This is a genomic window from Arthrobacter globiformis, from assembly GCF_030815865.1.
Taxonomy (GTDB): Bacteria; Actinomycetota; Actinomycetes; order Actinomycetales; family Micrococcaceae; genus Arthrobacter; species Arthrobacter globiformis_B.
In genome coordinates this window covers 3,657,280-3,671,535 of record NZ_JAUSXI010000001.1, presented here as the reverse complement: position 1 = coordinate 3,671,535, position 14,256 = coordinate 3,657,280, and the positions used below count along the sequence as shown (strand labels likewise).

Genomic DNA, 14,256 nt, shown 5'->3' with positions numbered 1-14,256 from the left:
CGTGGGACCTCCGCGTGCCGTATTACGTGTCCAGTACCATAGGACTGTTACCGGGTTCAGCGCACGGGAGGAGGGACGATGCGCACGACTGAACGAGCCCGCATACATGAGCACTTCAACGGCGCCCCAACCACCCGCCGACCCCCGTCCCATCGCCCCGACCGCCAACACCAAGGCGCCCGCCCCGCAGTTCGGCGGCCGTTTTGCGCGCCTGCCGGCTCTGGCGGGCAGGGGATTCCTGCCCGTGGGCCTGTTTGCCCGCCTGCCCCTCGCGATGCTGACCCTGGGAACCCTCACCCTTGCCACATCGGTCACCGGCTCGTACGCGGTGGGCGGAACCGCTGCCGGCGCCGTCGGTATCGGCTCGGCCGTGGGCGCGCCGATCCTCGGCTGGCTGGCCGACCGGCTCGGCCAGCGCCCGGTACTGCTGATCTCGGCCATCCTGAACGTCGTGGCCGTACTTGCCGTCATTGCCACCGCGTATCTGATTCCCGGGATGCACGACGTCGGCGCCGCGCGGGGCGTCATCGCGGCCGCGTTGGCGGCAGGCCTCAGCTGCCCCCAGGTCGGCCCGCTGGCCCGCGTCCGGTGGATGGCGCTCACAGCCGAAACCCGGCGGGCGGGGGACAGCACCGATCTGGACGTCGCGCTGTCCTATGAGAGCACAGCCGACGAACTGACGTTCGTGCTGGGTCCGGCCCTCGTGGGCGTCCTCGCCAGCCTGGTAGCACCGTGGCTGCCGCTGGCCCTGGCCGCCGCGCTCACCCTCACGCTCGTTCCGGCCTTCGCCGTCCACCGTACCCATACGGCCGTTCCGCGGCGGGCTGCCGTCAGTACCCACGCCGGCAGCCGCCCAGTTAGGGGAAATGCCGCGAGGGGAAATGCCGAAACCCGGTCCGGCGCCCGTCTTGCCGGTCTGGCCGCCGTGGCACTTCCCGTCCTGGCCATGGTCTGTATGGGCACGTTTTTCGGCTCCACGCAGGCAGCCTTGAGCGCGTTTGCCGCCGGTTTCGCAACGTCAGAGGCGGCCGGGCTCCTGTACGCCGTCATGGGGATCAGCTCGGCCGCGGCCGCGATCTCGGTGGCATACTGGCCGGCCGGATTCCCCGTGACTGCCCGCTGGGTGACCGGGGCGGCAGCCATGGCCGGGCTGTCTGCCCTGTTGTTCCTTCCAGCCGACGGCTGGGGCATGGTGCTGGTACTGCTTGCACTGGGCCTGCCGGTGGGTCCGGTCATGGTTACAGTGTTTGCCATTGGCGGGCTCGTGGCGCCGGCGGGCCGGCTGGCCACTGTGATGACGGCGCTCGCCAGCGGCATCGTCGCCGGCACCGCGCTAGGTTCGTCCATCGGCGGCCAGTTGGCACAGGACGGGGGCCACCACGCCGCCTTCCTCGTCTCGGCAGCCGCCGCGGCGGCGCTGTTCGCTCTCGGGGCGGCGGCCGCCGTCGTCGTCCGTTCCCGGAAGCGGTCAGCTCAGGCGAGCTGACCTTCGATTCGGGCCGCGCTGGCGGTCAGGGCAGCGGCCACCTCGGCCGGATCCTGCGATGAGCGGATGTAGACGACGGCGACAGCCGCCGGGCGTCCGCCGGGCACACGGACCGGCGCAGCAAGCGAGGAAACCCCGGCGATGACTTCGTCATGGCTGGCCGAGTAACCGCGGCGGCGCGCTTCGGCAGCCTCGGGGCGGTAGGGCGTCCCGGGAGCGAGGCGGTTCCACTCGTGTTCGGACAGCGCAGACTGGATGGCGATGCCGGGCGCGCCCGTACTGATTGGATGGCGCGATCCCGGGAGGAGCACCGTAGCCGCTGAATGTCGGGGTTCCACCGTCACAAGCGTCACACAGTCCTGGTGGTCCCACACCGCCACGAAGGCCGTCATGTTGAGCGTATTGGCCAGCTGGGTCAGTTCCGGCAGGGCGGCGGTCTGGAGGTTCCGCGAAACCCCGCGGGCCAGCACCGCGAGGCCGGGGCCCGGCTGGACCCGGCCGGCGTCGTCGCGCACCAGCAGGGAGTGGTCCTCAAGGGTCCGCAGAATCCGGTAGGCCACGGAGCGGTGTACGCCCATGGCCTCCGCAAGCTCGGCGATGGTCAGCGGGCGGTCGGCTTCGGCAAGGATCTCCAATGCGCGGATGCCCCGGGAGAGGGTCTGCGATGGGGAGGTCTGGGCGGGCGCAACCTGCGCTGCGGCACCGGCGTTGGGAGTCATGCTGTCCATCCTAGGCATGTAAGCGGGGCGGCTAGCCAAGGGAGCTAATGCAGCCTGTCACCTTAGCAACCGTTCTACATAGGAATTGCCGGTTCAACTATAGAACAGCTTGGCTGCAGACAGTTTTAGAGTGACTGCGGCACGGTGCGCCAGAGACAAAAAGGATGCGCTTTTGGGGATCAATGATGATGGTCAATCCAGCAGCGGGCCCCGCCGACGAGCTGCTGGCGGACCAGCCAGGGCGCGACTGCGCTAGTTTCTGGCCGGACCGGCTGAGGGGTGCGCCAGATCACACTTCGTAGTATCCTCACACTAACTGACCGTTCGATCAGTAAATCGAATAGCTTCACATCAACTTTGGCAGTAGCACTGCCCCCGGCCACGGAGTTTCAATGACCGCAACTTCACCCGTAGATTCAGAGGTTGGCCCCAGCAGCAAGCGTGAGGAACGCAAAGTCCTCGCCGGCACGCTGGTGGGCACCACAATCGAGTGGTACGACTTCTTCATCTTCGCCCAGCTGACGGCAACGCTGCTGTCCCCGCTGTTCCTCGCCCCGCTCAACGAATCCAACCCGGGACTGGCGCAAATCCTTTCCTTCGCCCTGATCGGCATTAGCTTCCTGTTCCGCCCGCTCGGCGCTATCGTTGCCGGACACCTGGGCGACCGCCTGGGCCGCAAGGCAATGCTGGTGTTCACCCTCATCATGATGGGTGCCGCAACGGCACTGATTGGCATGCTGCCGACGTACGCCCAAATCGGCGCCTGGGCTCCAATCCTGCTGATCTTCCTCCGTGTGCTGCAGGGCTTCTCCGCCGGCGGAGAATGGGGCGGGGCCGCCCTCATGGCTGTGGAGCACGCGCCGCTGCACAAGAGGGGGCTGTTCGGCGCCTACCCGCAGATCGGTGTTCCCGTCGGCATGATTCTGGCCACGGGGCTGCTGTTCTTCCTGAACACCGGAATGTCGAGGGAAGACTTCGCCTCCTGGGGCTGGCGCGTTCCCTTCCTGCTCTCCATTGTGCTGATCGTGGTGGGCTACCTGATCCGCCGTGCAGTAGGCGAAAGCCCGGTCTTCAAGGAAATGGCCGCGCGCAAGGCCGAAAGCAAGGCGCCCCTCGGCGAGCTCATCCGCCATCACAAGAAGGCGGTACTGCACTCCACCCTGATCTTCATCGGCAACAACGCGGCAGGCTACCTCCTGATTGCCTTCTTCATCGCCTACGCCACCAGGACACTGAAAATGCCCACGCCGCAGATTCTGCTGGCCACCACGCTGGCATCCTTCGGCTGGCTGATCTTCACCCTGGTGGGCGGCTGGCTCTCGGACAGGATCGGCCGGGTCAAGACCTTCCTGACCGGCTACGCGATCGTCTTCGCCTGGATGATCCCGATGTTCGCCCTCATCGACACGAAGGACATCGTGCTCTACGGCGTGGCGCTGTTTGTCCTTACGGTGGGCCTTGGCCTGTCCTATGGCCCCATGTCGGCCATGTACGCGGAGATGTTCCCCGCCAACGTGCGGTACTCGGGGATCTCGATCGGCTACGCATTCGGCGCCATCCTGGGCGGCGCGTTTGCCGCCACCATCGCCGAGTCGCTCCTGCAGAGCACCAAGTGGACTGGCTCCATCGGCATTTACATCATGGTTCTGTGCGTCATCTCAGCCATCGGCGTGATACTGGCGAAGGAAACGAGGGGCCGGCCCCTCGGTGTGAGCCGGCACTAGATGCGGGCGCCGTGCAGCAGGGCAATGGCGTCCTCGTCCCTCAGTTGCTCAAAGTGCCGGTAAAAGGCTCCCACTGCCCGGAATCTTCCGGGCAGGTGGAGACACAGGACATTGCAGACCCGGGACAACGACTTTTCCGCCTCGATTGAACCGACGGGCGCGGCGGCCACTACCGATGCAGCGCCGGCCATCCGTACCGCCTCGACGGCCGCCCGCATGGTGGCCCCTGTCGCCAGGCCGTCGTCCACGAGCAGGGCCGTCTTGCCGTTCACGTCGGGGTGCACAGCCGGATAGCTGTCGGCGCGGCGCATCAGTTCGGTCCGCTCCCGGTGCTCCACCTGGTCGAGCCACTCCTGCCGCACGCCGTCGTCCAAAATCCGCTCCACGAGGGGCCTGTTGAGAAGGCGGACGATCCTTCCGCCTGAGTATGCGAGCGCGCCGTATGCAGTCTCGTCATGGCCCGGGATGCCAAGCTTGCGGACCAGCAGGGCACCGAAGGGCAGGTGCAGGACCCCGGCCGCGGCGGCGGCCACCGGGATGCCGCCCCGGGCCAGGCCAAGCACCAGGGTGTCCGGGCGCTCGCGGAATTGCGGAAGGGCGGCCGCAAGCTGCCGTCCTGCGTCTTCCCGGTCCTCAAAAACCATGCCCATGGGTTCCTCTTCCGGTGTCTCCCCCCAAAGTCCAGCCTACGCCCGCCGGCTCCGGCGGGAGCCGGGGTATTCGACGGCGTTCCGGCGGGGGATTCAGGGCAGGGAAACCCCCGGCCGATCCGCGGGCTGAGGGACGCGACAGCCGACCGACGCGACAGCTGCCGGACCCCCAGCTGGCAGGTCCCCTGACTGCCGAGGTCCCCTAGTTGCCGAGGAACGCGATGGCCGCCTGCTTGAAGGCGCGGCTGGTGATGGCGTTGGTGTGCGTGCGGCCGGGCAGCACCAGCTGCTCGGCCGCGGAACCGGCCTTCACTGCCAGTTCGGCAAGCTGCGGCATGGACGTGGCGCGTTCATCGTTTTCGCCGGCCACCAGCAGCATGGGCATGTGCGGCACGGCCTCGGCCGGGTCGTACGGTTCACCCTTGATGGCCTCCACCAGGGACAGCAGGGCGAAGATGTTGTTGCTCGGCAGCGCCTGCGCCATGCTGAGGAGCCTGGCCGTGGACGCGTCCGCGATGGGCGTGCCGTCGGCCAGGTAGCGCTGGGCGGCCACGAGGTCGAAGGCCGCCAGCGGGTCGGCCATGTTCGGGCCGCCCAGGACCAGCCGGTGGACCAGCTCCGGCTGGGTGGCGCCGAACTCCCAGCCGAGCCGGGAACCGAGGGAATAGCCGATCACGTCCAGCCCGCTGGCGGGGTCACCGTCGCGCAAAGGCCGGGCGCCGGCGTCGAACGCGATCTGCAGCAGGTCCGCCCTGATCCGGCTGGGCGAGTAGGAGTCCATGTCCTCCGGCGCGCCGCTGCGGCCGTGGCCGGGAAGATCGACGGCGATGACGCGGCGGCCGGCCTCCAGGAGAGCCGGGATCCAGCCGGTGTCCTCCCAGTTCAGCTTGCTGGACGCGGAGAAGCCGTGGATGAGGAGGATGGGGCGGAGTCCGGCGTCGTTCTTGGGGTCGTGCACCCCGACGTATAGCTGCGGGTCGGTGCCCTCGACCGTGTGGGAGTGCTGTTCACCGGTGTGTCTGCCGCTCATCGCCTCAGTCCTCGTCAAGTCTCAGTCCTCTTCATGTACAGGCTCGCCCGGACTGCTTCGTCGCCGGTCCGCCGTGGATGGGCACCACTCTACCTGTCGGCCGACCGGGGAAATCCACGGCTTCCCAACTGGGTGGCAGCACAGGGGGTTCCCAGCCTTGGGAACCCCCTGTGCTGCTACCTGGTTGGGCGGTGGGGGGCCGGAATCCCGGGGCTCGGCAGGTGCCGGCTACCTGTGTGACCGGGCGCGGGCGCGCCGGGCTGCCGCGAACCGCGCGCCTGCCCAGCAGGCGGCGGCAATGCCGGCAATCAGCAGCAGCGTGCTGATCAGCTGGATGCGGCTGCTCTCGGCGCTGAAGCCCACAGCAAACACCAGCCCCAGCAGAACCAGGCCGAACACTGTGAGCCCGGGGAAACCCTTCATCCGCAGCGGCAGGGGAGTGCCGTCGCGGTCTGCGCGCCGGCGCAGGATGAGCTGAGAGACCAGTGCCGAACCCCAGACCACGAGGCAAGTGGACCCGACCAGTTGGAACAGGGCCGGCAGGATGCGCTCGGGGAACAGCAGTTCCAGGACAGTGGCGATGAAGCCGAATGCGACGGAGACTCCGACGGCGACCATCGGCACGCCCGCGCCGCTGAGCCGGGACAGGAAGCCGGGAGCCTCGCCGCGCTCTGCCAGCGAGAACACCATGCGCGAGGCGCCGTACAGGTTGGCGTTCAGGGCGGACAGCAGGGCGACGACGGCCACCAGGGTGATGGCGGTGGCGGCACCCGGGATGCGGGCGGCATCCAGGACGCCCGCGAAGGGCGAGGACAGGGCCTCCGAGGTGGCGGGAAGGACGGCTGCGATTACGAAGACGGAGCCGATGTAGAAGACGAGGATCCGCCACACGACCGTCCGGATGGCCTTGGTGACGCTGTGCTCGGGGTTTTCGGTCTCAGCCGCTGCGACGCTGACGATTTCCGTGCCGCCGAACGCGAAGATCACCACAAACAGTGCGGTGGCAATGCCGGCAAGGCCCGAGGGCGCGAAGTCTCCGGTGATGTTGGCCACGCCGGGGGATGCCGCGTCCGGCAGGAGCCCCAGGAGCAGTGCGGCGCCAATGGCGAGGAACAGGACTATGGCGGTCACCTTGAGGATGGCAAACCAGAACTCGAACTCACCGAAGTTCTTCACGCCGGCGAGGTTGATGCCGGTGAACAGCACCATGAACACCAGGGAGAGCGCCCACACCGGAACCACCGGCCAGACCGAAAACAGCAGCCCCGCGGCGCCGAGCGCCTCGGCGGCAATGACCACCACCAACTGCAGCCACCAGAGCCAGCCCACGGTTGCCCCGGCGGTCCTGCCCATGGCGCGTTCGGCGTAAACGGAGAAGGCGCCGCTGTTGGGGTTGGCTGCCGCCATTTCGCCCAGCGCCCACATGACCAGGATGATGAGCGTGCCGGCCACAAGGTAGGAAACCAAAACTGCCGGGCCGGCCGCCTGGACACCGGCGCCGGAACCCAGGAAGAGCCCGGCGCCTATGGCGCTGCCCAGACCCATCATGGTGAGTTGGCGGGGTTTCATGCTGTGGCGGAGCTGTACTGCGGGTCGCTCTGCCGTGGACTTCATCGTCATGCTGCGTACCTTCTTGGGGTTGGGGAACAGGTCCTTTTGGGACCTTTCGAATTTACACCCAACTTCCGGCGAAACATTTTGCATCCCGGGCAACCGGCCGTAGAATCAGTTTGAGTCAAATTGACTATAACTAACCGAGGCGGCCCCCAGCCGGGCCGGCCGATCGCAGCGGAGCGGGTGATTACCGTGTACACCACCTCAGCCAACGTGGCCGAGCGGCAGTCCGCGCCGCCGTCGCTCGCCATTTCCACGGTGATTTTCGCGCTCCGCCCCAGCGAGTCCTCTGGCCGGCCCACGCTCTGGCTGCCGTTGGTCCGCCGGATCCGGGAGCCGTTCAAGGGGCTCTGGGCCCTGCCCGGCGGTCCGCTGACCCACGCTGAATCCCTGCAGGACGCTGCCTCGCGGAACCTGAGGGAAACAACAGGGCTGGCACCCAGCTACCTTGAGCAGCTCTACGCCTTCGGCGGCATGCACCGCTCGCCCACGCAGCGCGTGGTGTCCATCGTCTACTGGGCGCTGGTCCAGCCCACCGAAGCTGCCCTCGCGGACGAATCCGAGAACGTCCGGTGGTTCCGCGCCGACAAGCTCGGCAGCCTGGCCTTCGACCACAACGGGATTGTGGACTACGCCCTCTGGCGCCTGCGGAACAAGCTGGCCTACGGCTCCATCGCCTACCACTTCCTGGGGGAATACTTCACCCTCGCCCAGGTCCGCGAGGTCTACGAAGCCGTTTTGGACACGCAGCTGGACCCCGCCAACTTCCGCCGGCAGATAAAGTCGACGCCGGAAATCGAAGAAACCGGTGAATACCTCCAGGGCGGCAAGCACCGCCCGCCGCGTCTTTACCGATTTACAGGCCGCCCCGGCCTCGACCCAGATAACAGGAGCACCCCATGAGCAGCGTCAATACTGCCATCCAGCTGATCACGCGTGAACAGGCCGAGCTGGCCACTGCAGCCGGCACCGGCGGCACCTGCAGCCCGGCGCTCGCCAAGGGCCCCTGGGAATACGACCTCGCGGAAACGCTCGCCGGCGTTCCCGCCTACGGTCCCGGCGCCTCCAGCGCGGACGTCGCTCCTGCCTCCACGCCGCGCCAGGGGCAACTTCCCGAGGAGTACAAGCTTGCAGGCGAAGCTGAACTCGACGCCCGGATCCGTGCTGCCAAGGCGGCACTGGGTGACCGCGCCGTCATCCTGGGCCACTTCTACCAGCGCGACGAGGTTGTCCAGTACGCCGACTTTGTTGGCGATTCATTCCAGCTGGCCAACGCCGCGCTGACCCGGCCCGACGCCGAAGCGATCGTGTTCTGTGGCGTCCACTTCATGGCCGAAACCGCGGACACCCTCTCCATGCCGGAGCAGGCTGTCATCCTGCCCAACCTCGCTGCCGGATGCTCGATGGCGGACATGGCCGACGCCGATTCCGTGGAGGACTGCTGGGAGCAGCTTGAGGAGATTTTCGGCACTGAGCCCGACGCCGAAGGCCGCGTTCCGGTCATCCCGGTCACCTACATGAATTCCTCCGCGGCGTTGAAAGCGTTCTGCGGCCGGAACGGCGGCATCGTCTGCACGTCCTCCAACGCCAAGACGGTCCTTGAATGGGCCTTCGAGCGCGGCCAGCGCGTCCTCTTCTTCCCGGACCAGCACCTCGGCCGGAACACGGCCAAGGCGCTGGGTGTCCCGCTCGAGCAGATGCCCATGTGGAACCCGCACAAGGAACTTGGCGGCAACGACGAACAGGCCCTGCTGGCCTCCCGCGTGATCCTCTGGCACGGATTCTGCTCGGTCCACAAGCGCTTCAGCGTGGCCCAGATCGAGAAGGCACGCGCAGACTTCCCGGGCGTCAACGTCATTGTGCACCCCGAGTGCCCCATGGAAGTGGTGGACGCAGCCGACTCCGCCGGGTCGACGGATTTCATCCAGAAAGCCATCGCGGCCGCCACCGAGCCCACCGTCTTCGCGATCGGCACCGAAATCAACATGGTGAACCGGCTGGCGGCCCAGTACCCGCAGCACACCATCTTCTGCCTGGACCCGGTCATCTGCCCCTGCAGCACCATGTACCGGATCCACCCCGGCTACCTGGCCTGGGTGCTCGAAGAACTCGTCGCCGGCCGGGTGGTAAACCGCATCACCGTGGACGACGACGTGCAGCAGGACGCCAGGACAGCACTCGAGCGCATGCTCGCCGCCAAGCCCCAATAGAGAGCCCGCAATGACCAGCGAAAACGGAACTGCCGGACACCGGCGGCTCGCCGTCGTAGGCAGCGGCATCGCCGGCCTCTACGCCGCGCTGCTCGCGGCGGAATCAGGCGCCGACGTGGTGCTGCTGACCAAGGGCGCGCTCGCGGACAGCAACACGTACTTCGCCCAGGGCGGCATTTCCGCCGTCCTGGACGAGCCGTCGCCCGGAGACACCGTGGCCGCCCACATCGCCGACACCCTGAAGGCCGGCGCCGGGCACTGCAACCCGGCGGCTGTCCGGGTGCTCTGCACCGAGGCGCGGCGGGACATCGCCGGGCTCGGCCGTTTTGGCGTCCGTTTTGACCTTGACGACGGCGGCGACCCCGCCTTGGGTCTCGAAGCCGCCCACTCCGCGCCGCGGATCCTGCACGCCGGCGGCGACGCCACCGGCGCTGGCATCGCCAACGCCCTGATCTGCGCGGTGCTGGCCGGGCAGGCCACGGGCAGGATCCGGCTGCTGGGCCATGCCAGTGTCACTGCACTCCTCCAGCAGGGCCGGCCGGTCACGGGCGTTGAGTTCCTGCAGGACGGCCGGCCAGGAAGCATCCAGACCGACGCTGTGCTGCTGGCCACCGGCGGGGCAGGGCAGCTGTTCGAAAAGACCACCAACCCTTCCGTTGCCACCGCGGACGGCCTGGCCCTCGCCTGGCGAGCCGGTGCTGCCGTCGCGGACCTGGAGTTCTTCCAGTTCCACCCCAGCTGCCTGGTCAGGCCGGACGGGGGAGCGAAGCCCGACGACGGCCAGGACCCGCTGCTGATCTCCGAGGCTGTCCGCGGCGAGGGTGCCATCCTCGTTGACGCCCAGGGCCGCCGCTTCCTGCGCGGCTACCACCCCGACGCCGAACTCGCCCCGCGCGACGTCGTCTCCCGCAGCATTGCCCTGCACCTGGCCGCGCTCGGCGACCCCAACGGCCACGTCTATCTCGACGCCCGGGTCATCGAGGACGCCAGGGGCGCGGGGTTCCTGGCGAAACGCTTCCCAACCATCACGCGGCGTACCCGCGAAGCCGGCATTGACTGGACCCGGGAACTCGTCCCCGTCGCGCCAGCCGCGCACTACTGGATGGGCGGCGTCTCCACAGACCTGCACGGCCGCACCACCGTCCCCGGACTCTTCGCGGCCGGTGAAGTCGCCTGCACCGGAGTCCAGGGCGCCAACCGGCTTGCAAGCAATTCCCTCCTCGAAGGCTTGGTTTTCGGGCGGCGGGCTGTCGAAGCGTTCCTTGGCGATTTCTCGTCTGGGACGTCGCAAGACAGCACTACTCCGCTGGGGGCGTCGACTAACGGCACCCCTCCGCGTGCTAGCTCGGCCGCTAGCGGCCTCCCTTTTACGCACGCTTCCGGGGCACCGTCAGCCGACGCTTCCGTGGCCCTCTCTCGCGACTTGGGGACGGATGCCCAAACCGCTGTGCCTTACCCCGAGGAGATATTGGCCGCTGTTCCTGAACTCCGGGCACGCGAGCTCGACCGGCTGCCCCGAACCGAACCTTCCGATGAGGCCCGCGCCGAACCCCGGGAGTTTTCTCGGGGGGCTTTGCGGCGGCTGATGACTGCTAATGCCGGGGTGTTGCGCAGTGGGGGGCTGCTGCGGGAGGCGGGGGCTGCGCTGGCCGAGTGGGCCGCCGTCGTCCGTCCTGAAGCCGTGCCGCAGTCGGCGGACCCGCGGACCCATGAGGACGCCAACCTGCTCCTCGCCGCGCAGCTGCTGGTCCACGCGGCGGAAGAGCGGCGGGCGTCGCTCGGCGCGCACTACCGCGACGACGGCCCGCCGGAGCCGGTCATCAGCCTGAACGACCAGGCGCACGACCTAGACGAAGAATTCAGAATGAGCCCGAAAGCGAGCCTTGTCCATGACTAGCCTGACCCTCCCCGCAGCACCCGTCCGTGAGATCCTGGAGCGGGCCTTCGCGGAGGATGCGCCCAGCGGCGACATCACCTCGCAGCTGCTGATCCCGGCCGAGGCCAGCGCCACCGCGGTGCTCAACGCCCGCGTCCCGGGCGTCTTCAGCGGCGGCAGCGTGTTCCGCGACGCCATGCTGATGGTCGATCCAGACACGCAGGTGGAGCTGCTCGTGGCCGACGGCGAGGCCTTCGCCGCCGGAACAAAGCTCGCACGGGTCACCGGCCGGGCGCGCAGCGTGCTGCTAGCCGAGCGGGTCGGCCTGAACCTGGCACAGCGGATGAGCGCCATCGCCACCAAGACCGCCGAATTCGTGGCACTGGCCGCCGGCACCAGGGCCCGCATCACCGACACCCGCAAGACCACGCCCGGCCTGCGGGTCCTGGAACGGTACGCCGTCCGCTGCGGCGGTGGCGCCAACCACCGCTACAGTCTTTCCGACGCCGTGCTGGCCAAGGACAACCACCTAGCCGTCATGACCGGGGGAGACCCGGCGCGGCTGACCGCCCTCCTCGCCGACGCCAAAGCCCAGCTGGGCCATACGACGCATTTCGAGGTGGAGGTGGACAGCGCCGACCAGATCGAACCCGTCCTGGCCGCGGGGGTGGACACCATCATGCTGGACAACTTCAGCCTTGAGGAACTCCGTGCCGGTGTCCGCCAGATCGCCGGGCGGGCCGTGGTGGAGGCCAGCGGCAACGTCAACCTCCGCACCGTGGCGGACATCGCCGCCGCCGGAGTGGACGTCATCTCCGTCGGCGCCCTGACGCACAGCGTCACGGCACTGGACCTCGGCCTGGACGTCGAACTGACAGTGGAATGAGCACACCATGATCTTCCTGGACGCAGCAGCCACAACACCCGTCCGCCGGGAGGTGCTGGAGGCCATGTGGCCCTACCTGACCGGCGAATTCGGCAACCCGTCAAGCCACCACTCGCTCGGTGACTCCGCCGCGCGGGCGCTCGCGGACGCCCGCAAGACCGTGGCCGCGGTGCTGGGCTGCAGGCCCGGGGAGATCACCTTCACCTCGGGCGGCACGGAGGCGGACAACCTCGCGGTCAAGGGGATTGCCCTGGCGCGGCAGGCCGCGGACCCGGTGCTGAACCGGGTGGTGATCAGCGCCGTCGAGCATCCTGCCGTGGAGGAGTCCGCATGGTACCTGGAACGCTTCCACGGCTTCACCGTGGACGTCGTGCCTGTCGACCGGAACGGAACCGTGACCCCGGAGGCACTCGCCGCGGTGCTGCGGGATGAAACCGCGCTGGTCAGCATCATGTACGCCAACAACGAGGTGGGGACCGTCCAGCCGGTCGCTAAGTTGGCGGACCTGGCGCGGGGGCGAGGAATCCCCTTCCACACCGACGCCGTGCAGGCCGCCGGCTGGCTGCCGCTGGATGCGAGGGCGCTCGGCGTGGACGCCCTGAGCATCTCCGGGCACAAGCTCGGGGCGCCCAAGGGCAACGGGGTCCTGTTCGTTCGGGGCCGGACCCGGATCGAGCCCCTGGTGCATGGCGGCGGGCAGGAACGCGGCCGGCGCTCCGGCACCGAAAATGTTGCGGGCGCCGTGGCCTTGGCCACCGCCCTCACCCTGGCGCACGCCGACCAGCCCGCGCTCGCGGCCCGCGTCTCGGGCCTGCGTGATCATTTTATCGCCGCCGTGTTGGGCAGTGTTCCCGGTGCGCTGCTGACCGGCCATCCGTCCGAACGGCTGCCCTCCGTGGCGTCGTTCTGCTTCCCGGGCACCAGCGGCGAGTCCGTGCTCCTGGAACTCGAGCGCCAGGGCGTGGTCTGCTCCAGCGGCTCGGCGTGCGCGGCCGGATCGGACGCGCCGTCACCGGTGCTGGTGGCACTCGGTATCGAAGCGGAGGTGGCGCAGACCGCCGTGAGGTTCAGCTGTGATTCGTCGGTGGCCGCCGCCGACCTGGAGGCAGCAGCGGCGGCGGTGACAGCCGCCGTCGGAAGCGTCCGGAACCTGGGCGGCGTATCGGTCAGCTAGCGGCCGTGACGGGGTTGGAGAGCTCCCCGATCCCGCCCACCCGGCAGGTCACGGTGTCGCCCGGCTGGATGCCGGTGCTGGCCGCCGGAAAGCCGGTGAGCACCAGGTCGCCGGGGTGCAGGGTCATGAAGGACGTCAGGTAAACGAGGATCTCGTCCACCTTCCAGCCCAGGTCGGCGGTGCTTGCCGTGGGCAGTTCGGTGCCATTGTGGACGACGCCGACAGGCAGGTCCGCATGGTCCAGCCCGGTGACGACCCAGGGACCTGCCGGTGTGAACGTGTCCTGGCTTTTGGCGCTCAGCCAGAGTTCATCGGACTTTTGCAGCTTGCGTGCGGTGACGTCGTTGCCGATGGTGTAGCCCAGAACCGCCGTCCGCGCGTTGCCGAGGGTCAGGTTTTTCGCTGTCCGGCCGACGACGACGGCCAGTTCCGCCTCCGGCTCCACCAGTCCAATTCCCGCCGGCAGTTCAATCGCCTCGCCCGGGCCGATCACGCTGGTGGCTGCCTTGTGGAAGGCCTGTGCGGGAACGTCCCGGCCGGCCTGCCCGGTGTTGTGGGCCATCCCGAGGACGTTGGCCGGCACGCTCGGTGCCAGGAACGTGAAGCTGTCCTCGAGGACCTCAGCCCCGGGCTCCCACCCCTTGCGGTGGGCGCTGCCGGCGTTGGCGCGCGAACCGGGGAACGGGGACTCCACCACCGTCCATATCCGTCCCGCAGTGCCCGCGAAGTCTGCGGCGTCGTTGGCCACGAAGAACTGTTCGGGAAGCTGTGCTTTGTCCGAGTCTGGGGAGGGGCCTGGGGACGGGGACGACGACGGGGCAGGGGCGAGGGGGCGGACGCGGGCGATCCGCCGCGGGGGAGCTGGGGTCATTCAGCCATCGTAAGTG

12 protein-coding genes are annotated in these 14,256 nt (G+C 68.4%); 7 read left to right on the top strand and 5 right to left on the bottom strand.

The window, feature by feature from the left end; genetic code table 11:
- Window positions 1–106: 106 nt before the first annotated feature.
- Window positions 107–1,486 carry an MFS transporter gene (locus tag QFZ33_RS17040; protein ID WP_307029373.1) on the top strand — a complete coding sequence of 460 codons (1,380 nt, stop codon included), beginning with the start codon at window positions 107–109 and terminating at the stop codon, window positions 1,484–1,486.
- Here the strand turns inward: QFZ33_RS17040 and QFZ33_RS17035 are convergent.
- Window positions 1,474–2,205, bottom strand: coding sequence for an IclR family transcriptional regulator (locus tag QFZ33_RS17035; RefSeq protein WP_307029371.1), 732 nt, complete (start codon window positions 2,203–2,205; stop codon window positions 1,474–1,476). The two genes, QFZ33_RS17040 and QFZ33_RS17035, sit on opposite strands and share 13 nt — an antisense overlap.
- Before the next feature lie 392 nt (window positions 2,206–2,597).
- On the opposite strand from QFZ33_RS17035, the gene QFZ33_RS17030 reads away from it, so the two are divergent.
- Window positions 2,598–3,929, top strand: a complete 1,332-nt coding sequence (locus QFZ33_RS17030) for an MFS transporter (protein WP_307029369.1) — start codon at window positions 2,598–2,600, stop codon at window positions 3,927–3,929.
- Here QFZ33_RS17030 and QFZ33_RS17025 read toward each other — a convergent pair.
- The 3 genes from QFZ33_RS17025 to QFZ33_RS17015 all read right to left on the bottom strand — a co-directional run bounded on the left by QFZ33_RS17025 (window position 3,926) and on the right by QFZ33_RS17015 (window position 7,229).
- Complete coding sequence (locus QFZ33_RS17025; RefSeq protein WP_307029367.1) at window positions 3,926–4,579, bottom strand: phosphoribosyltransferase; 654 nt, start codon at window positions 4,577–4,579, stop codon at window positions 3,926–3,928. The genes QFZ33_RS17030 and QFZ33_RS17025 overlap by 4 nt on opposite strands.
- A gap of 202 nt (window positions 4,580–4,781) precedes the next feature.
- Window positions 4,782–5,609, bottom strand: coding sequence for an alpha/beta fold hydrolase (locus tag QFZ33_RS17020; protein ID WP_307029365.1), 828 nt, complete (start codon window positions 5,607–5,609; stop codon window positions 4,782–4,784).
- A gap of 228 nt (window positions 5,610–5,837) precedes the next feature.
- Window positions 5,838–7,229 carry an amino acid permease gene (locus tag QFZ33_RS17015; RefSeq protein ID WP_307029363.1) on the bottom strand — a complete coding sequence of 464 codons (1,392 nt, stop codon included), beginning with the start codon at window positions 7,227–7,229 and terminating at the stop codon, window positions 5,838–5,840.
- 186 nt (window positions 7,230–7,415) lie between these two features.
- Between QFZ33_RS17015 and QFZ33_RS17010 the strand changes: the two genes are divergently transcribed.
- Genes QFZ33_RS17010 through QFZ33_RS16990 form a run of 5 tightly spaced genes read left to right on the top strand, consistent with a single transcriptional unit; the run spans window position 7,416 to window position 13,369 of the window.
- On the top strand, window positions 7,416–8,126 hold the full coding sequence (locus QFZ33_RS17010; protein ID WP_307031870.1) for an NUDIX hydrolase: 711 nt from the start codon (window positions 7,416–7,418) through the stop codon (window positions 8,124–8,126).
- The gene (nadA, locus tag QFZ33_RS17005) at window positions 8,123–9,433 is read left to right on the top strand and encodes a quinolinate synthase NadA (RefSeq protein ID WP_307029361.1); all 1,311 of its coding nucleotides are present in this window, start codon (window positions 8,123–8,125) and stop codon (window positions 9,431–9,433) included. The genes QFZ33_RS17010 and nadA overlap by 4 nt, the downstream gene beginning before the upstream one ends.
- Window positions 9,434–9,443: 10 nt before the next feature.
- The gene (nadB, locus tag QFZ33_RS17000) at window positions 9,444–11,330 is read left to right on the top strand and encodes an L-aspartate oxidase (protein ID WP_307029360.1); all 1,887 of its coding nucleotides are present in this window, start codon (window positions 9,444–9,446) and stop codon (window positions 11,328–11,330) included.
- Complete coding sequence (gene nadC, locus QFZ33_RS16995; RefSeq protein WP_307029357.1) at window positions 11,323–12,195, top strand: carboxylating nicotinate-nucleotide diphosphorylase; 873 nt, start codon at window positions 11,323–11,325, stop codon at window positions 12,193–12,195. The genes nadB and nadC overlap by 8 nt, the downstream gene beginning before the upstream one ends.
- A gap of 7 nt (window positions 12,196–12,202) precedes the next feature.
- Window positions 12,203–13,369, top strand: a complete 1,167-nt coding sequence (locus QFZ33_RS16990) for a cysteine desulfurase family protein (protein WP_307029355.1) — start codon at window positions 12,203–12,205, stop codon at window positions 13,367–13,369.
- Here QFZ33_RS16990 and QFZ33_RS16985 read toward each other — a convergent pair.
- Complete coding sequence (locus QFZ33_RS16985) at window positions 13,362–14,240, bottom strand: fumarylacetoacetate hydrolase family protein (RefSeq protein WP_307029354.1); 879 nt, start codon at window positions 14,238–14,240, stop codon at window positions 13,362–13,364. The two genes, QFZ33_RS16990 and QFZ33_RS16985, sit on opposite strands and share 8 nt — an antisense overlap.
- Window positions 14,241–14,256 lie beyond the last annotated feature (16 nt).

What these genes read in the sequence shown, in the direction of transcription:
- QFZ33_RS17040 (WP_307029373.1), top strand. Translation starts at nt 107, where the DNA reads ATGAGCACTTCAACGGCGCCCCAACCACCCGCCGACCCCCGTCCCATC.
- QFZ33_RS17035 (WP_307029371.1), bottom strand. Translation starts at nt 2,205, where the DNA reads ATGACTCCCAACGCCGGTGCCGCAGCGCAGGTTGCGCCCGCCCAGACC.
- QFZ33_RS17030 (WP_307029369.1), top strand. Translation starts at nt 2,598, where the DNA reads ATGACCGCAACTTCACCCGTAGATTCAGAGGTTGGCCCCAGCAGCAAG.
- QFZ33_RS17025 (WP_307029367.1), bottom strand. Translation starts at nt 4,579, where the DNA reads ATGGGCATGGTTTTTGAGGACCGGGAAGACGCAGGACGGCAGCTTGCG.
- QFZ33_RS17020 (WP_307029365.1), bottom strand. Translation starts at nt 5,609, where the DNA reads ATGAGCGGCAGACACACCGGTGAACAGCACTCCCACACGGTCGAGGGC.
- QFZ33_RS17015 (WP_307029363.1), bottom strand. Translation starts at nt 7,229, where the DNA reads ATGACGATGAAGTCCACGGCAGAGCGACCCGCAGTACAGCTCCGCCAC.
- nadA (WP_307029361.1), top strand. Translation starts at nt 8,123, where the DNA reads ATGAGCAGCGTCAATACTGCCATCCAGCTGATCACGCGTGAACAGGCC.
- nadB (WP_307029360.1), top strand. Translation starts at nt 9,444, where the DNA reads ATGACCAGCGAAAACGGAACTGCCGGACACCGGCGGCTCGCCGTCGTA.
- nadC (WP_307029357.1), top strand. Translation starts at nt 11,323, where the DNA reads ATGACTAGCCTGACCCTCCCCGCAGCACCCGTCCGTGAGATCCTGGAG.
- QFZ33_RS16990 (WP_307029355.1), top strand. Translation starts at nt 12,203, where the DNA reads ATGATCTTCCTGGACGCAGCAGCCACAACACCCGTCCGCCGGGAGGTG.
- QFZ33_RS16985 (WP_307029354.1), bottom strand. Translation starts at nt 14,240, where the DNA reads ATGACCCCAGCTCCCCCGCGGCGGATCGCCCGCGTCCGCCCCCTCGCC.